Source organism: Roseovarius sp. AK1035, from assembly GCF_003288315.1.
GTDB classification, from domain to species: Bacteria; Pseudomonadota; Alphaproteobacteria; order Rhodobacterales; family Rhodobacteraceae; genus Roseovarius; species Roseovarius mucosus_A.
In genome coordinates, this window is sequence record NZ_CP030099.1 from 2,020,794 (window position 1) to 2,038,192 (window position 17,399).

The window sequence follows — 17,399 nt, forward strand, 5'->3', positions numbered from 1 at the left end:
AGGGACATGGCGGAGTTTCCGGGCACGGCACGGGTTGTGATCATCGGTGGGGGCGTGGTGGGCGCGTCTTGCCTCTATCATCTGGCCAAGGCGGGGTGGGCGGATTGTGTGCTGCTCGAAAAGAACGAATTGACCGCCGGGAGTACCTGGCATGCGGCGGGCAATGTGCCGACGTTCTCGACAAGTTGGTCGGTGATGAACATGCAGCGCTATTCCACCGAGCTTTACGCGCGGCTGGGGGCCGAGGTGGAGTATCCGATGAATTATCACCAGACGGGGTCAATCCGTCTGGCGCATAGCCGCGAGCGGATGCAGGAATTTCAGCGCGCGCGGGGGATGGGCAAGTATCAGGGGATGAACCTTGATATTCTGGGCGTGGATGAGATCACGGCGCGCTATCCGTTTCTGGAAACGCATGATCTGCAAGGCGCGCTCTATGATCCCAATGACGGCGATATTGATCCCGCACAGGTGACGCAGGCGCTGGCCAAGGGGGCGCGCGACATGGGGGCGACGATCCTGCGGTTCACGCCCGCGACCGGGGTGCGGCGCGAAAACGGGGAATGGATTGTTGCGACCGAGAAGGGCGAGATCCGGTGTGAGTATGTGGTCAACGCCGCCGGATATTATGCGCAGCGGGTTGGCGAATGGTTCAAGCCCTATGGCGGGCGCACCGTGCCGATGATGGTGATGAGCCATCAGTATCTCTTGACCGATGAAATCCCGGAATTAGAGGCGTGGAGCCGGGAGCAGGGGCATAAATTGCCGCTTTTGCGCGATGTCGACAGTTCTTATTACCTGCGGCAGGAAAAGCACGGGCTGAACCTTGGGCCCTATGAGCGCAATTGCAAGGCGCATTGGGTGAAGCCCGAGGATCCGATGCCGGAGGATTTCAGCTTTCAGCTTTACCCCGACGATCTGGAGCGGCTGGAGTGGTATATCGAGGATGCGATGGCGCGGGTGCCGTTGCTGGGACAGGCGGGGATTTCCAAGGTCATTAACGGGCCGATCCCCTATGCGCCCGATGGTCTGCCGCTGATTGGCCCGATGCCGGGGGTTCCGAATGCGTTCGAGGCCTGTGTCTTTACCTTTGGCATCGCGCAGGGCGGGGGGGCCGGCAAGGTGCTGGCGGAATGGGTGACGGAAGGCGCGACGGAATGGGATATGTGGGCCTGTGATCCGCGCCGCTACACCGATTACACCGATCCAGAGTATTGCGTGGCCAAGGGGATGGAGGTGTATGGGCATGAATATGCGATGCATTTCCCGTGGCATCGCTGGCCTGCGGCACCGGATCGCAAGATGTCGCCGGTGCATGACAAGGTTAAGGCCTTGGGTGGCGTGATGGGCGTCTATAACGGCTGGGAGCGGGCCAATTGGTTTGCGCAGCCGGGCGATGATACGTCAGAGGCGGCAACGCAGACCTGGGACCGCGCGGGGCCCTGGGAGGCGCGTATCCGTGAGGAATGCGAGGCGGTGCGTGATGCCTGCGGCGTGCTCGATCTGCCGGGGTTCACCCGGCTCTGGATCGAGGGGGCGGGGGCCGATGACTGGCTGCGCGGCTTTGTGACCGGCGGGTTGCCTAAGGTCGGGCGGATGAACCTTGTTTACGTGGCCGATAAACGCGGTCGCATCGTGACGGAGTTTTCTTGCATCCGTCTGCAAGAGGATAGTTTCGTGCTGATCACGGCCTCGACCGCGCAATGGCATGACGGCGAATTGGTACGCCGCGCCTTGCCCGAGGGGCTGAGCCTGCGCGAGACAACGGCGGAGCGCGATGCGCTGCTCCTGGCGGGGCCGAAAAGCCGCGAGATCCTGACGGGGCTGACCGATGCCGATCTGAGCCTGCCGTGGCTGAGCCATCAACATGCGAGTGTTGCGGGGCAAAAGGCGTTTCTGGCGCGGGTCAGCTTTACCGGCGAGTTGGGCTGGGAAATCCATGCCGAAAACGCGGCGATCCCCGCGATTTATGAGGCGTTGATTGGCGCAGGTGTGAAACCCTTTGGCATGTTCGCGCTGAATTCCTTGCGCATCGAGAAGGGCTATCGCGCGTGGAAAGGCGATCTGAGCACCGATTATTCGATGTTGGAGGGCGGGCTGGAGCGGTTCGTCAAATTCGACAAGCCGCAGGAGTTTACCGGCAAGGCGGCGCTTTTGGCCGAGAAACAGGCGGGCGTGAAGAAGCGTTTTGTCACGCTGATCGTCGAGGCCAAGGCGGCGGATGCGCCCTATATGTCGACGCTCTGGCATGAGGGGCAGATCGTGGGCGAGACCACGAGTGGCGCTTGGGGCTACCGGGTGAATGCCAGCGTGGCCTTGGGCATGTTGCGCGCCGATCTGGCGGTGCAGGGAACGCGGATCGAGGTGGAAATCTACGGCGAGCGTTGCGCTGCTGTGGTGCAGGCGGATGCACCGCTCTGGGACCCTGAGAATGAACGGTTGCGGGCATGACCCTGCCCGCGACCATGCGCGGTGTGATCCTCACCCGTCATGGAGGACCCGAGGCATTGGAATGGCGCGAGGATATCCCGCTGCCACGGCCCGGCCGCGGTGAGGTTTTGGTGCAGGTACGGGCGGCGGGCGTCAACAACACCGATATCAACACCCGCGAGGGGTGGTATGCGGCAGAGGTGACAGGGGCCACGGGCGAAACGGCGGATGGTGTGGCGCGTGGCGGCTGGGCGGGCGCGCTGGGGTTTCCGCGCATCCAAGGGGGTGACCTGTGCGGCGTTGTGGTGGCGCGGGGGCCGGGGGTTGAGACCCCGGCGCTGGGCGCGCGTGTGACCTGCCCCATCAACATCCCGCGCCCGACCGAGGAAAACCCGGTGGGTTTTGTCGCGCTCGGGTCCGAGATTGACGGGGCCTTTGCCGAATATTGCCTGATGGCGGCGTCTGATCTTTATGACGTGAGCGATGTGCCGCTTTCGGATATCGAGATTGCGGCCTTGCCCTGTGGGTTTGGCACGGCGCTGGGCCTCTTGGAGCGGGCGGGTGTGGGGCCGGGTCAAGAGGTGCTGATCACCGGGGCCTCGGGCAATGTCGGCCTTGCGGCGGTGCAGATTGCAGCGGCGATGGGCGCGCGCGTCACCGGCATCGCCGCGCCTGCCAAGGCGGCGATGGTGCGCGCTGACGGTGCAGCAGCGGTGATCGCGCGCGACGCGCCGTTGCCGCAGGACCATTTTCACGCGGTGATTGACCTAGTGGGCGGGGCGGGGGTTGTCGCGCTGATTGATGCGCTCCGTCCCGGCGGGCATTATGCCGTGGCGGGGGCGATTGCCGGGCCAATGATCACGGTTGATCTGCGACGGATTTACCTGAGCGATATCACGCTGCATGGCTGCACCTATCAGGCACCGCAGGTCTTTGCCCGGCTGATCGAGATGGCGCGCGCGGGGCGCGTGCGCCCCCGGATCGCCGCCACCTACCCGTTGCGCGACATCGCCCGTGCGCAGGCGGATTTTCAGGCCAAGACCCATGCTGGGAAATTGGTGCTTTTACCCCCGGAGGACAAAGAATGACCGAAATCACGCTGCTCGATGGCTCTATCGGGCAGGAATTGGTGAAACGCTCGGGTGACCGGGCGACGCCGCTCTGGTCGACGCAGGTGATGATCGACCATCCCGGGATCGTGCGCCTGGTGCATGACGATTATTTTGCGGTGGGGGCCACGGTGGCCTCGACCAATACCTATGCGGTTCTGCGGGATCGTTTGGCGCGCGTGGGATTGCAGGATGAGGTGGCGCGGCTCACGGATGTTGCGGTGGGGGCGGCAGTGGCTGCGCGCGATGCGCATGGGTCAGGCCGGGTGGCGGGGGCCATCGGGCCGCTGGTGCAATCCTATCGGCCCGATCTCTGCCCACCTGCGTCCGAAGCGGCGGCGCTTTATGCCGAGAATGTTGCGCTGCTCAAGGATCGGGTGGACCTGATCCTGCTGGAAACCATGTCCTCGGTCGATCAGGCGCGGGGCGGGTTGATGGCGGCGGGGCTGAGTGGTTTGCCGGTCTGGCTGGGGGTGACGGTCATGGATGATGACGGCACGCGGCTGCGCTCGGGCGAGGCGTTGGGGGATCTGGCGGCGCTGGTGGCCGAGTTTGGCCCCGAGGCGGTGTTGATCAACTGCACGCGGCCTGAATCGGTGGCGGCGGGGTTGGAGATCGTGAAGGGGTTTGGCCTGCCCTTTGGGGCCTATGCCAATGGGTTCACCTGTATCAGCGCGGGCTTTCTTGGGGCGGCACCCACGGTCGACGCGCTGGAGCAGCGGCATGATCTGACCCCGGCTGCCTATGCCGAGTTTGCCATGGGGTGGGTGGATCAAGGGGCCAGTATCGTGGGCGGCTGTTGCGAAGTGGGGCCTGCGCATATCGAGGAACTGGCGCGGCGGTTGCGGGCGGCTGGGCATGACATCGTCTGAGGCGTTCATCTGGCCGAAAATACCTCGGGGGTGTGGGGGCAGCGCCCCCACCCTCGTATCTTTCATCATCGTTTCATGGGGTTATGAATGACCGATCTTCCAACTCAGGCCCGTGTGGTCATCATCGGCGGCGGCGTCGTGGGCTGTTCTGTGGCCTATCATCTGACCAAGCTGGGCTGGCGCGATGTGGTTCTTTTGGAGCGTAAGCAGCTCACGTCGGGGACCACTTGGCATGCGGCGGGGCTGATCGGGCAGTTGCGCGCGACGGCCAATATGACGCGGCTCGCGCGCTATTCGGCAGAGCTTTACACCGGGCTTGAGGCCGAGACGGGCGTCGCCACCGGGTTTCGGCAGGTGGGATCGGTGTCGGTCGCGCTGACGGGCGAGCGGCTGGAGGAACTCAAGCGCAATGCCGCGATGGCGCGCGCCTTTGGCGTGCCGGTCGAGGAAATGAGCCCGGCCGAGATCAACGCGCGCTATCCGCATCTCAACCTTGACGGGGTCACGGGCGGTGTCTGGCTGCCCACCGATGGGCAGGCGGACCCGGCCAATATCGCGCTGGCGCTGGCCAAAGGCGCGCGCAACCGGGGCGCACGGGTGCAGGAGCGCGTGAAGGTCACGGGGATTGCCCGTGCGGGCCGCCGGGTGACAGGCGTGGATTGGCAGGGCGAGGATGGCAGTGCCGGCCATATCGCCTGCGAGATGATCGTCAATTGCGCGGGCATGTGGGGGCATGAGGTGGGCCGGATGGCGGGCACCAATGTGCCGCTGCATGCCTGCGAGCATTTCTATATCGTGTCCGAGCCGATTGCGGGCCTTCGCCAATTGCCGGTACTGCGGGTGCCGGATGAATGCGCCTATTACAAGGAAGATGCCGGCAAGATCATGCTGGGCGCGTTCGAGCCCGTCTCGAAACCCTGGGGGATGAAGGGCATCCCGGAGAGTTTTGAGTTTGACCAGCTGCCCGAGGATTTCGACCATTTCGAGCCGATTTTGGAGGCGGCGGTGAACCGGATGCCGATGCTGGCCGAGGCGGGAATTCACACGTTCTTTAACGGTCCGGAAAGTTTTACCCCTGATGATGCCTATCATCTGGGGCTTTGCCCCGAGATGGACAATGTCTGGGTGGCGGCCGGGTTCAACTCGATCGGTATTCAGTCGGCCGGGGGGGCAGGGCATGCGCTGTCGCTCTGGATGGATGCGGGGGAGCGACCGTTTGATCTGGGCGATGTGGATGTGGCACGGATGCAGCCCTTTCAGGGCAATAAGACGTATCTTTTCGAGCGCTCCAAGGAGACGCTGGGCCTGCTTTATGCCGATCACTACCCCTACCGGCAAAAGGCCACGGCGCGCGGTGTGCGGCGCACGCCGTTTCATGCGCAACTCTTGGCCCAAGGTGCTGTCATGGGCGAATTGGCAGGCTGGGAGCGGGCCAATTGGTATGCCGAGGCCGGGCAGGAGCGGGAGTATCGCTATAGCTGGAAGCGGCAGAATTGGTTTGAGAACACGGCAGCCGAGGTGCGCGCCCTTCGCGAGGCTGTCGGTCTCTATGATATGTCGAGTTTCGGCAAGCTGCGGGTTGAGGGAGCCGGTGCCGAAGCCTTTCTTAACCATGTCTGCGGGGCGGATATGTCTGTGGCCCCGGGGCGGATTGTCTATACGCAGTTCCTGAATGCCAAGGGCGGCATCGAGGCGGATGTGACGGTGACGCGGCTGAGCGAGACGGCCTATTTGGTGGTGACACCGGCCGCAACGCGGCTGGCGGATGAAACATGGCTGCGGCGGCATGTCGGGGCTCACCCGGTGGTGATCACCGATGTAACGGCGGGCGAGGGCGTGTTGGCGGTGATGGGCCCGAACGCGCGCGATCTTTTGCGCGCGGTCTCGCCTGATGATTTCTCGAACGACGCGCATCCCTTTGGGCAGGCGCGGCAGATAGAGATTGGCATGGGGGTCGCGCGGGCGCACCGCGTCTCTTATGTGGGAGAGTTGGGTTGGGAGATCTATGTAAGTGCCGATATGTGCGGCCATGTGTTCGAGGTGCTGCATGCGGCGGGCGCGGATCATGGCCTGCGCCTGTGCGGGATGCACGCGATGGACAGTTGCCGGATCGAGAAGGCATTCCGGCATTTCGGCCATGATATCACCTGCGAGGATCATGTGCTGGAGGCCGGGCTTGGCTTTGCCGTGGCGACAGGAAAGGCCGATTTCATCGGGCGCGAGGCGGTGCTGGCCAAGCGCGCGGCGGGGTTGGAGCGGCGCTTGGTTCAGTTTCGCCTGACGGACCCTGAGCCGATGCTCTATCACAATGAGCCCTTGCTGCGGGATGGGGAGATCGTGGGCTATCTGAGTTCGGGGGCTTACGGCCATCATCTGGGGGGCGCGATGGGCCTGGGCTATGTGCCCTGCGCGGGCGAGAGCGCGGAGCAGGTTTTGGCCTCGAGCTATGAGGTCGATGTGGCCGGGGTGCGGGTAAAGGCGGAGGCGTCACTGAAACCAATGTATGATCCCAAATCCGAGCGCGTGAAGGCCTGAGCAGGGTGGGGGGCCAGCCCCCCACGCCCCCCGAGGTATTTCGGGCCAGATGAATGTGGGAGTGGTCATGGCGGGGCGGGTCGTGTAAGGCGCGGCCATGAGTGACTATGATCCGCCAACCGATCCGCTCGAGGTGCTGCATGACGATCATGAGATCGTCGTGGTGAACAAGCCTGCGGGCCTCTTGAGTGTGCCGGGCAAGGGCGAGCATTTGGCCGATTGTCTGATGGCGCGGGTGCGGGATGTGTTTCCCACCGCGCTGTTGGTGCATCGGTTGGACCGCGATACATCGGGCGTGATGATTTTTGCGCTGACGCCGCATGCGCAGCGGCATCTGGGCCTGCAATTCGAAAAGCGGCAGACGCGCAAGACCTATGTGGCGCGGGTCTGGGGGCGGCTGGAACCGGAGGTGGGCGTGGTTGATCTGCCCTTGATCGTGGATTGGCCCAACCGCCCGTTGCAGAAGGTGTGCCATGAGACCGGGCGCGCGGCGCTGACGGAATGGCGGGTGCTGCGCGCGAGCGACGAAGAAAGCCGGGTGCGGCTGAGCCCCAAGACCGGGCGCAGCCATCAGTTGCGGGTGCATATGCTGGCGCTGGGCCATGTGATTTTGGGTGACCCTCTTTATGCGAGCGGCGCGGCGCGGGAGCATCCGCGCCTGATGTTGCATTCCGAGGAATTGCGTCTGCGCCATCCGGATGGCGGTGCCGGCGTCAAGTTTCGGGCGGCGGTGCCGTTTTGAGGCCAATGTGGGTCACGGTTTAGGAAAGCCGCCGCGTCAAGAAAAAGGGCCGGGCAAAGATGCCCGGCCCGACCAAGAGAGGATGTGGCGAGGGGGTTAGCCTTGCCATTCTTGCATGGTCTCGAAGTCCTCGACCGTGAGGCTGGTCGTGGCCTGGATCGAAGACGTCACGCTGTCCGCGTCATGGGTCAGGGTGATGTCGTCAAAGTCTACGGCGACCGGCTTTTCGCCCAGCCCGAGAAAGCCGCCAACATCGACGATGACATGCTCGACCTGACCATCATCGGTCACGACAATGTCCGAGATTTCGCCGACATGCTCGTCTGCGCTGTCATAGAGCGCCACGCCTTGCAGATCCTCGGCGGTGAGGGCCGCGCGTTCCTCGCCGGACAGTTCCGGCATGGTTGCGGCGTCGGCATTGGTGGTTGTGTCTGACGTGGCGCCAGTTTTGGCCTCTGGGGTCGAGTTGGCCCCCGATTGGCCGGTGGTCATGTCAGAGGATTCGGTCGCGCTTGGGGCGGTCTGATCGGTGGTGTCCGACTGCGCCAGAACCGGCATTGCGCTGAGTGCGACGATTGCGGTGGTTGCGAGAATGCGTTTCATGGAGGAACTCCTTTGTCCTGCTGTGATGAGAGGCCGCAGAGAAGCGGCGCCCTGTCAATCCAACCGTCAGAGGCGCAGAAGGTTTCAAAAAACGGTCAAAATATACTTGTGATTCTGAGGGAACTTTGAGGGCTTTTGTGCGTTCCTCGGGGACGTGCCCCCGCCTGCTGCGGGCTGGCCTTGGCGGGTTCCAGATGTGGCGCGCCCTGCAAGATTGGAGTTTTGAACATGCTTGAGATTACCGGCATTGGCGGGATCATTCTGTTGATCCTCGATATTTGGGCTATCATTTCCGTTGTTGGGTCGGGGGCGACGACAGGCAAGAAGGTGCTTTGGGTTGTGTTGATCCTGTTGCTGCCGCTCTTGGGCTTTATTCTGTGGTTGTTGTTCGGGCCGCGGTCTGGGCGGGTGTGACGCCGTCTTTGTGCCAAGGCCGAGGGCCGCTTGTCTTTGGTGTTGCCGAATTTTTCAGGGAACCGAACGGGGAGAGGCGCGTTAGAAGAGCATGGTCAGCGTGAGGCGCTGACTGTCCGGAGCCTGACTGTCATCCCCCAGATGCAAGCCAAGCTCTGCCGCACCCGGCCCGTGTCCCTAGGGTGCTTGCCCCCGCCTGTCCCGGCGGGGGCATTTACGACAGATCGTCCGGGAAACCGGCCTTGGATTCAACCTCTGATCGGCAGGACCATGACCCAGAGCAGGCCCGCGCAGGGTGATACAGCGGCAGATGCGATTACAGACCTCAAGGTTCTGATTACCGCAGAAGAGGCGTATCCGGCTTTGGAGCGTGCTTTTTTGGAGGCGCAGACAGAGATTTCGGCCTGTTTTCGGGTGTTTGATTTGCGGACGCGGCTGCGCTCGGACGAGGCGCGCGCGATTGGCGCGACGTGGTTTGATCTTGTCGTTCACACGCTTGATCGTGGGGTGTCGATCCGTCTGCTGGTTTCCGATTTCGATCCTATCGCGGCGGTGCATCTGCATCGGTTGGCGTCGCAAACACTGCGCCAGATCGCGGCGGTGCGGGAAATGGCGCAGCCAGAGGCGCGGCTCGACTTTACCGTGGCATTGCATGAGGCCAAGAGCGGGATATTCCCCCGCGTGCTGTTCTATCCGCTGGTGCGGATGAAAATCCGCGAGATGGTGGACCGCTGGTGCCACATGACCAAGCCGGAACGCGAGCGGTTCCGGGTTGAGACGCCGCGCTTGCGCAGCCTTTGCCGGGTGGATGACCGGGATCAACTGTGTTTTCCGGCGCGGTTGATGGACCTGCACCCGGCGACACATCATCAGAAGCTGGCGGTGTTCGACCGCCGTCTGGTTTATATCGGGGGTCTCGATCTTAATGAGCGGCGGTATGATACCAAGCAACATCGCCAAGAGCCGAACCAGACCTGGCATGATGTGCAGGTTCTGGCGACGGGCCCGGTTGCCAAGGCAGCACAGGCACATCTGGAGGGGTTTCTGGCGGCGGTTGCGCGTAAATCCGCGCCGCCGCCCTCGGTGCCGGGATTTTTGCGCACGCTGTCGCGTCGCCGGTTGAGCGCGCCGATGCGGTTGTCACCGCATACGGTGCTGCGCGAGATCGAGAGCGCGCATTTGGCGGCCATCGCCAAGGCGGAGCGGCTGATTTATCTGGAAACGCAGTATTTTCGGTATGTGCCGCTGGCGCGGGCCTTGGCGCGGCGGGCGCGGCAATGCCCGGAGCTGCGCCTGATCCTTGTGCTGCCGGCGGCCCCCGAGGAGGTGGCGTTTTCGAGTGATCCGGGGCTGGATGGGCGGTTTGGCGAGCATCAGCAGGCGCGCGCGCTGGCCTATCTCAAGGCGGCGTTCGGGCCGGAGCGTTTGGTGATCGCGTCGCCGGTGCAGCCGCGCGCCAGCGACAGCGCCGCGCGGGATGCGCTGGAGGGCGCGCCCCTGATCTATGTGCATTCCAAGGTTTCGATCTTTGATGAGGCGGAGGCAATTGTGTCTTCGGCCAATCTCAATGGGCGCAGCATGAGATGGGACACGGAAGCGGGGCTGCATGTGACCCGGCGCGATCAGGTGGCCGAGATTCGGGCAAAGGTCATGGGCTGTTGGTTGCCAAAAGAGGCGGATGCCTCGTTTCTGGATCTCGAAACGGCCTTTGGCGCGTGGCAGGGCATGGTTGGCAGCAATAGCGTGTTGCCGCCCCGGCATCGTGAGGGATTTCTGGTGGATTACGATTCCGATGTTGCCAAGGCGATTGCCATGCCCCTGCCGGGCATGCCCGAAGAGGTGGTTTAAGGCCCGCTCTTGTCTGGTTCCCCATCGACTGCGAAGATGTCGAGCAGGGCCAGGGCGATAACCAGAACCGGAATGGCGATGATGCCGCCGATGGGCCCCCATAGCCAGAGCCAGAACACCAGTGACACGAAGATCAGGAGCGGGTTTACAGAAATGTGGCGTCCGACAAGGGCGGGCGTTGCAAACTGGGCCTCAAGCATGTTGAGCGCGAGAAAGATCGCCGGGGGGGCCAGAACCATCAGATCGTCAAAGGCCACGATGCCTGCCACGAGCAGCCCCGCAGTTACGGTCATCGGCCCGACGTAGAGCACGAAGTTAAGTAAGGCCGCGACCATGGCCCAGACGAAAGGCCCCGGCAGGTTGATCAACAAGAGCGCCCCGCCCAAGGCCGCGCCAAGGCCGGCGTTTATGCTGGAAATTGCAAGGAAATAGCGGGCCACCAGCCGTTCGGCATTGGTAAAGCGGCGTAGAATGTCGGCGGTATCGTCCGGGGTGCCGATCCAGAGCGACAGCCATGCATACATGCCCTTGCGGGTCAGCAAAAAGAAGAAAAGCGTACCACAAAAAACCAGCGCCTGCGCCAGAACCAGAGGGGCCATGAAGAGCGCGCTTGTGATGCTTGGGAGGCTGCCGCCTTCTCCGGCGTCCTTTGCGGGGGTTGGAGCGGCACCAAGTGCGGCTTCGACCTCTCGGTTGATTTCTTGCAGACCGCGAATGAGGTTGCTGAATTCCGCGATGATCGAGCGGAGTTCGTATTGGATGCGCGGCAATTCTTCGGCGATCTGCCAGATCACGGGTTCGGCCAGGATGGCCAAGATGCCAATGGCCGAGACCCCGAGGATCAGCACGGTTGAGGCGGCGAGACCTGTGGAAAAGCCGATCCTCTCGAAGACATCCGTGACAGGGGCGAGCATGACCCCGGTGACGATGGCCAAGGTCATCGGTGCGAAAATATCCCCGCCGATCTTGAGGGCGGCAAAGCTGAGGATGAGGGCGATCACGATCACCGCCATGCGAAGAGTCGGATCATCGTTGACGAATAATCTGTGCATGACGATGAGAACGCATGAGCGTGCGATTGGTTCCGTGGTGCAGGAAAATGAACCTGTGACGGTTTTAGATCAGCGGGCGGGTCATCGGGGTACGGTCGCGGTCAAGTTGGGCAATATCGCAAAGACGGTCACGATCATGCAGCGTCAGTCGACCGTTCTGCCATGTGGCGGCCCCCTGTTCGCGCAGGCGTTTGAGCATCTTGTTGACATGCACCACCGAGAGGCCAAGCGCGTCGGCGAGATCCTGTTGCCGGTAGGGCAGGGGCATGTCTGCGCCACGGGTCAGGCCAATCGCCGCGCCGCGATCAAAAAGGCGCACAAAGGCGCGCGCGATGCGCTCGATCCCGCTCATATGACCGAGGATCGCAAGGCTCTCGCCTAGAAGGTGTTCTTCGACGGCAGCGATCCAGGTCAGGTCATAGGCGCGGTCGGGATGGTCGCGAAACAAGGCCCAAAGGCGTTTGCGGTCAAAGACGCAGAGTTTCATATCTGTTGTCGCCTCGACGGAATGTTGCATTTCCTGCATCACCCCCGCCTGTAGCCCGATGAAATCGCCGGGCATCACGAAGTTGATGACCTGTCGTTCGCCCGAGAGCAGGGTCTTGTAACGCAGGCCCATGCCGCGCAGGGCGGTGTAGAGTTGCGGGCTGTTGGAGGCCTCCATCATCAGGGTGGCGCCGCCTTCAACCTCAAGCTCGCCGGTTTTGAAGCTTTGCATGAAGGCCACCTCTGCGTCCGTCATTGGCGCAAAGATGGCGCGGCTGCGCAGCGGGCAATTCTGACAATCTGTAACCATGGGAAAACTCCGTCGAGATGTCATAGTTTAATGCAGAAGGTCGGAATATGTTCCAGAATGAGGGATGTTTGGACCTGATACGATGAAAGAGCCCCTTATGCCCTATGATGAGACGACGCCGCCGGAGCCGCCGGTTTATATCGTCATGGACAGCAACATATTGATTGCAGAGGATCTTTGCGGGTCGCTGCAGGCGGCGGGCCCCTGTCGTGTTCTCAATGTGCCGCACCCGGATGAGTTGATTCGCGTGCTGGACGGAGAGGCGCGTATTTCGGCGGCGTTTCTGGAAATGCGCTATGATCAGGTGCTGGAGGCGGAGCTGGACCGCGCGCTTGCCCTGCGGGGCGCGCGGATCGTGCTGACCATGGGCGAAGACGACGAGATCAAGGTTGTCAAGCAAGGCTGGGCCATGCTTGTGCGCCCGTTTACCGATGACATGGTGCGCGGTGTGTTGCAGCCCTTGGTCAAGGGTGCGTGACGCGCCTAGGAGCGTGGGCCGCGCGCGGCGCGACCGGCGTTCAAACCCACGGCAAAGGCCTCGGCGACCTGGAGCAGCGGTTCTTTGGGGGCGGCGGGCTGCGGGGCGGTCTCTGCGCCGGTGGACTGACCGCCAAAGGCCAGAAAGCAGATGCCAAGGAGCAGATAGAGAGCCCCGATCACGGCATGGGCGACAAGCGCGCTCTCATAGGTGGCGATCAGAATCCAGAGCGCCACGGTCAGAAAGGCCAATCCCGCCATCCCAAAAATCACGCCTGCGACGGTAAAGGCCGCCGCGCGCGCCGCATGGCGCGCCCGACGGCGGAAGTGAGAGACAAGGCCGCTCATCGGTTATTTCCGGCCTGTGAGGAACCCGAGCAAAAAGCCCACCCCGACCGCAAGGCCAACCGCGGCTGCGGGTTGGTTGCGCACGGCGTCGGCCGCCTGTTGGCCCATGTCTTCGGCGCGGTGCTGTGCGGCGTGCAGCTGTTCGGAACTGGCGTCGCGCAGCTGTGACACCTTGCGGCGTGCGCCATCCACCGCCGCATCGCGGGTGGTGCCGCCAAGGCCTGCGAGGGTTTCGGAAATGGCCGAAATATCCTCTCGCAAGGTCGAAATCTGCTGGGAGAGGTGATCCATCTCGTCTTGCGGCGATGTGTCGGCGGATTTTGCCTGTGCCATTGGGGCGTCCTTTCATGTTGTTACGATGGGTCAACGCGGAGGGGCGCGCGAGGTTCCGGTAATTCTGGAAAAAAGCGGTTTCTGAGGGAAAAGACGGGGCGGCGGGAACCAAACAGGGCTGTGACCGTTGGGTTAGCAATCGAAACCATGTTGCTTTGAAAGGAGATTCCAATGCTGTATTGGGCGCTTGTCTTTTTGGTGGTCGCGCTGATCGCCGGTGTTTTGGGGTTTGGTGGCGTTGCCTCGGCTTCGGCGGGGATTGCGCAGATCCTGTTCGTGGTCTTTCTTGTGTTGTTTGTCGTGGCGATGATCGCACGGGCCTTGCGTGGCCGCGCGCCGTGAGTGAGACGGCATAAGACCCCGCGCCCATTGCGCGGGGTCTTTTTCTGGCCAGATCAGCCCTGAAGGGTTTCGGTGCTGGCAAAGAACATGGCTTGGCTCACGGCGGATTGCACCTGTTCCTCGCTATAGGGTTTGGTGATCAGAAAGGCCGGTTCTGGCCGTTCGCCGGTCAAGAGCCGTTCGGGGAAGGCGGTGATGAAGACGATGGGCCGCTCTCCCAGTTCGTTGAGGATGTGATTGACCGCGTCGATGCCAGAGGATTTATCGGCCAGTTGGATATCGGCGAGGATCATATCGGGCGGGTCGCGACGAGCGAGTTTCACGGCCTCATCGCGGGTGCGGGCAATGCCGGTGACGTCATGGCCCATATCTTCGACAATGGCGCGGATATCCATGGCGATGATCGCCTCATCCTCGATGATCATGATCCGCCCGCTGATCGCATTGGTCATTTCGGTGCGGGCGATGCTTAGCAGCGTGCTGACCTCGTCTGCGGTGCCGCCGATGATCTGGGCGATATCCGAGACGCGAAACCCCTCGATGCTGTGCAGCAACAGCGCCTCGCGGGTGTTCGGGGTGAGGGTGGACAGCCGCCATTGCGCGCGTGCCTCGGGGGAAGAGGCGCTGTCAGCCTCGGCGATGGGGGCACCGGAGGACATCCATATCTTATGAAAGGCATGGAAGAGCGCAGGTTTCGGCGCAAGACCGGCATTGAAGACAGTGCGATCCTCGAGCAGGGCCTCGAGCGTGGCGAGCGCGTAGTGATCGCCCGTCTGCTGATTGCCGGTCAGGGCGCGCGCATAGCGGCGCAGATAGGGGAGGTGTTCGGCGATCTGAGTGCTCAGGTCTGGCTGGCGCGGTGTGTCCGTCATGTCTGTCCTCAAAAATGTATCCTTTGAGGGAACCAAACGCCGAGCTGCGTGTTATGTTCCCGACCGGGTGCAGAAAAGTGCCGTTCTCTTAGTGGCAGATGAATAGGCGAAATGGAAAAGAATCGCAGGACCAAGAAATTGACGCAAACGATCGACGAGAATCTCCGGCGTGCCTATGCGGACACGGCCAAGGAGCCCGTACCGGACCGCTTTATCAAGCTGCTGGAGCAGTTGCGCGAGCAGTCGGGCGAGAAGCAAAAGCCGTCTGGTGACGACTCGTGATGGATTCTCAGGCGCCCCAAATGGACCCGCGCGACGAATTGATCGGGCATTTGCCTGCGATGCGCGCCTTTGCGTTGAACTTGACGCGCAATTCCGCGACGGCGGATGATCTGGTGCAGGATGCAGTGGTCAAGGCGTGGGGCAATTTTGACAAGTTCAAGCCCGGCACCAATCTGCGCGCGTGGTTGTTCACCATTCTGCGCAACACCTATTATTCCCTGTATCGCAAGCGCCGCCGCGAGGTTGAAGACCCCGATGGCAAGATGGCTGGGCAATTGTCGGAAAAGCCCGCGCATGACGGGCATCTGGCGATGACGGATTTCCACGCGGCCTTTGCGCAATTGACCGATGAGCAGCGCGAGGTTCTGGTTCTGGTGGGCGCAGAAGGGTTTTCCTATGAGGAGGCCGCCGAAATGTGCGGCTGTGCGGTGGGCACGATCAAGAGCCGCACCAACCGCGCGCGCAAACGGCTGGCGGAGTTGATGCATCTGGACGATGAGGATGAGTTGGCGATGACCGATGCCGCGACGATGGCCGTCGTAACTGGAACCTCTGTTGCATGAGGTTGCGTCTGGCCGCGCTGAGCGGGCTCTGGACGCCTAATCTGGCGCTGCAATTGGGCATTGGGTTGAGCCTTGCCATTCTGCCGCTTGGTTTTGTGTCAGTCTATCAGACCTATAAGGTTCTGGAAGAACGGCAGGCCCTGTCGGAAACCGCGCTTTTGGAGCAGACCCAGCAGGCCGTGTCAGAGAGCCGCGACATCATCCAATCCGCGCTGAGCACAGCCGAGACGCTGGCGATCACGGTATCGGTCTTTGATACCGCTGAGGCGACCTGCGATGCGGTGATGGCGCGGGTTGTGGAAGAGAGCCCGATCTATAGTTTTGCGGGGTTTGTCGATGACGCGCTGTCGCTGGTCTGTGCCTCGAACGGCGGGCGGCAGGACCTGAGCAATCTTGCGTCCATCCGCTCTGAGCTTACGGGGCGGCGGACCGAGATTTTGATGCATCCGCTGGAGTTCATTGGGGGGATTGCCACGGTCAGCGTGGCGGTTCCAGTGTTCGCGGCGGGGCAATTTCGGGGAACGGTCTGGATCGCGGTGCCGATCAGCGCCTTGAATGACCAGCTGTCGACGGTGGTGCCCGATGTTGATCTGGTGCTGTTTCAATCCGAGGGCGAGATTGTCGCCACGGCGGAGTTTTCGGATTTTCGGCGCTCGGTTTTGCCGGCCTCGCATGGGTTGCAGGATCTGGCCGATACCGGGCGGCAGACGTTTCGCGATGTGAATCAGGATGGCAATACCCGCGATTTTGCGGTGGTGCCGATTGTGGGCGACCGGGTATTGGCGCTGGGCAGTTGGGAGCCGCGACACAGGAGCGGATTGCTGCCGGGGTATGAGGGCACCTTTGCGCTTTATCTGCCGCTGGCGATGTGGGTGATCACGATCATCGTGGCCTATATCGGGGTCAATCATCTGGTGATCCGGCATGTGCGCCGGCTGCGATCCTGGATGCGGCTATACGCGGCGGGGCGTGGCGATCTGGACAAGGCCCGGCTGGACAATGCGCCCGAAGAGTTGGAGGTGGTGGCTGAGGCATTTCGGGCGATGACGCGGCGGCTGTCAGAGCAGGAGCGGCGGCTGGAAGAAGACCTGAACGAGAAAACCGTGCTGTTGCGCGAGGTGCATCACCGGGTCAAAAACAATCTTCAGCTTATCTCAAGCATGCTCAACATGCAGATCCGCGCGACGGGCAGTCTTGAGGCCAAGCATCTTTTGCGGCGGGTGCAGGATCGGGTGATGGCGCTGTCGGCGATCCACCGATACCTTTATCTGGCGCGCAAGCTGTCGCTGGTGCGGGCCGACAAGCTGCTTGAAGATATCATTCAGCAATTGGTTATCGTTGGAACCTTGGACGATAGGGGGCGGCAGATCGCGGTGACAACCGCGCTGGAGCCTGTGGAAATCAGCCCGGATCAATCGGTGCCCCTGTCTCTTTTGACGACAGAAGCTGCGATCAATGCCGTGAAGTATTGCGGCATGACCAGCGGCACCGATGCCTGGATCAACATCGCGTTGAAAGCGGTCTCGGGGGATCGTTTTTGCCTGAGCGTTGTGAATTCGCGCGCGCCAGATGGGCAGCCTGCGGAGGGGGCTGAGGTCACGCCGATTGATGGGTCGGGGCTGGGATCGAAGCTGATTGAATCCTTTGTGGCCCAGTTGAACGGCACGCTTGAGATTTCGCCGCAGCCGGACCGGTATGAGCTGCATGTTGTCTTTCCGATGACATGGCCCACCCAAGACGAGGACGACGCCTGAGTTTGCCGGAAACATGCGGAGCGGAGG

General features: G+C 62.3%; 18 protein-coding genes. 12 read left to right on the plus strand and 6 right to left on the minus strand.

All coding sequences use genetic code 11. The annotated features are described in order from the left end of the window. Positions 1-6: 6 nt before the first annotated feature. From RAK1035_RS09610 to RAK1035_RS09630, 5 genes are all read left to right on the plus strand, one after another. Positions 7-2,451, plus strand: coding sequence for a GcvT family protein (locus RAK1035_RS09610; protein WP_008281903.1), 2,445 nt, complete (start codon positions 7-9; stop codon positions 2,449-2,451). Then, entirely contained in the window at positions 2,448-3,518 is a 1,071-nt protein-coding gene (locus RAK1035_RS09615; RefSeq protein ID WP_008281904.1) for an alcohol dehydrogenase catalytic domain-containing protein, read from the plus strand. The genes RAK1035_RS09610 and RAK1035_RS09615 overlap by 4 nt, the downstream gene beginning before the upstream one ends. Then, positions 3,515-4,411 (plus strand): homocysteine S-methyltransferase family protein, encoded by an 897-nt coding sequence (locus RAK1035_RS09620; protein ID WP_008281905.1) that lies wholly within the window; start codon positions 3,515-3,517, stop codon positions 4,409-4,411. The genes RAK1035_RS09615 and RAK1035_RS09620 overlap by 4 nt, the downstream gene beginning before the upstream one ends. A gap of 87 nt (positions 4,412-4,498) precedes the next feature. Continuing rightward, complete coding sequence (locus tag RAK1035_RS09625) at positions 4,499-6,946, plus strand: GcvT family protein (RefSeq protein ID WP_008283210.1); 2,448 nt, start codon at positions 4,499-4,501, stop codon at positions 6,944-6,946. 97 nt (positions 6,947-7,043) lie between these two features. Beyond that, on the plus strand, positions 7,044-7,688 hold the full coding sequence (locus RAK1035_RS09630) for a pseudouridine synthase (protein WP_008283211.1): 645 nt from the start codon (positions 7,044-7,046) through the stop codon (positions 7,686-7,688). Positions 7,689-7,784: 96 nt separating this feature from the next. Here the strand turns inward: RAK1035_RS09630 and RAK1035_RS09635 are convergent, their stop codons facing one another. Next, positions 7,785-8,291, minus strand: a complete 507-nt coding sequence (locus RAK1035_RS09635; RefSeq protein ID WP_008283212.1) for a PRC-barrel domain-containing protein — start codon at positions 8,289-8,291, stop codon at positions 7,785-7,787. 228 nt (positions 8,292-8,519) lie between these two features. On the opposite strand from RAK1035_RS09635, the gene RAK1035_RS09640 reads away from it, so the two are divergent. Then, positions 8,520-8,705 (plus strand): PLDc N-terminal domain-containing protein, encoded by a 186-nt coding sequence (locus RAK1035_RS09640; protein ID WP_008283213.1) that lies wholly within the window; start codon positions 8,520-8,522, stop codon positions 8,703-8,705. A 270-nt stretch (positions 8,706-8,975) separates the two neighbouring features. Further along, a complete protein-coding gene (locus RAK1035_RS09645) occupies positions 8,976-10,553 on the plus strand; it encodes a phospholipase D family protein (RefSeq protein WP_008283214.1) in 1,578 nt (525 codons plus the stop codon). Here the strand turns inward: RAK1035_RS09645 and RAK1035_RS09650 are convergent. Together RAK1035_RS09650 and RAK1035_RS09655 are read right to left on the minus strand one after the other, a co-directional pair. Beyond that, positions 10,550-11,605: an AI-2E family transporter gene (locus RAK1035_RS09650; RefSeq protein ID WP_037298994.1), complete on the minus strand. Its 1,056-nt coding sequence runs from the start codon at positions 11,603-11,605 to the stop codon at positions 10,550-10,552. The two genes, RAK1035_RS09645 and RAK1035_RS09650, sit on opposite strands and share 4 nt — an antisense overlap. 64 nt (positions 11,606-11,669) lie before the next feature. Beyond that, positions 11,670-12,401, minus strand: a complete 732-nt coding sequence (locus tag RAK1035_RS09655) for a Crp/Fnr family transcriptional regulator (RefSeq protein WP_008283216.1) — start codon at positions 12,399-12,401, stop codon at positions 11,670-11,672. A gap of 82 nt (positions 12,402-12,483) precedes the next feature. On the opposite strand from RAK1035_RS09655, the gene RAK1035_RS09660 reads away from it, so the two are divergent. Then, positions 12,484-12,879 (plus strand): hypothetical protein, encoded by a 396-nt coding sequence (locus RAK1035_RS09660; RefSeq protein ID WP_232279273.1) that lies wholly within the window; start codon positions 12,484-12,486, stop codon positions 12,877-12,879. A gap of 5 nt (positions 12,880-12,884) precedes the next feature. Here the strand turns inward: RAK1035_RS09660 and RAK1035_RS09665 are convergent, their stop codons facing one another. Both RAK1035_RS09665 and RAK1035_RS09670 read right to left on the minus strand, forming a co-directional pair. Further along, positions 12,885-13,226, minus strand: coding sequence for a phage holin family protein (locus RAK1035_RS09665; RefSeq protein ID WP_008283218.1), 342 nt, complete (start codon positions 13,224-13,226; stop codon positions 12,885-12,887). Positions 13,227-13,229: 3 nt separating this feature from the next. Then, positions 13,230-13,559, minus strand: a complete 330-nt coding sequence (locus RAK1035_RS09670; protein ID WP_008283219.1) for a DUF883 family protein — start codon at positions 13,557-13,559, stop codon at positions 13,230-13,232. Between the two features lie 171 nt (positions 13,560-13,730). On the opposite strand from RAK1035_RS09670, the gene RAK1035_RS09675 reads away from it, so the two are divergent. Next, entirely contained in the window at positions 13,731-13,901 is a 171-nt protein-coding gene (locus RAK1035_RS09675) for a DUF1328 domain-containing protein (protein ID WP_008283220.1), read from the plus strand. Between the two features lie 53 nt (positions 13,902-13,954). On the opposite strand, the gene RAK1035_RS09680 is transcribed toward RAK1035_RS09675, so the two are convergent. Beyond that, complete coding sequence (locus tag RAK1035_RS09680) at positions 13,955-14,773, minus strand: response regulator (protein WP_008283221.1); 819 nt, start codon at positions 14,771-14,773, stop codon at positions 13,955-13,957. 111 nt (positions 14,774-14,884) lie between these two features. Between RAK1035_RS09680 and RAK1035_RS09685 the strand changes: the two genes are divergently transcribed. From RAK1035_RS09685 to RAK1035_RS09695, 3 genes are read left to right on the plus strand one after another with little or no spacing between them, the layout of a single operon-like run. Continuing rightward, positions 14,885-15,055, plus strand: coding sequence for a NepR family anti-sigma factor (locus RAK1035_RS09685; RefSeq protein ID WP_008283222.1), 171 nt, complete (start codon positions 14,885-14,887; stop codon positions 15,053-15,055). A gap of 20 nt (positions 15,056-15,075) precedes the next feature. Next, the gene (locus RAK1035_RS09690) at positions 15,076-15,618 is read left to right on the plus strand and encodes an RNA polymerase sigma factor (protein ID WP_037299000.1); all 543 of its coding nucleotides are present in this window, start codon (positions 15,076-15,078) and stop codon (positions 15,616-15,618) included. Then, positions 15,615-17,372: a sensor histidine kinase gene (locus RAK1035_RS09695; protein ID WP_008283224.1), complete on the plus strand. Its 1,758-nt coding sequence runs from the start codon at positions 15,615-15,617 to the stop codon at positions 17,370-17,372. Before RAK1035_RS09690 ends, RAK1035_RS09695 begins: the two co-directional genes overlap by 4 nt. The last annotated feature ends 27 nt before the right edge of the window (positions 17,373-17,399 follow it).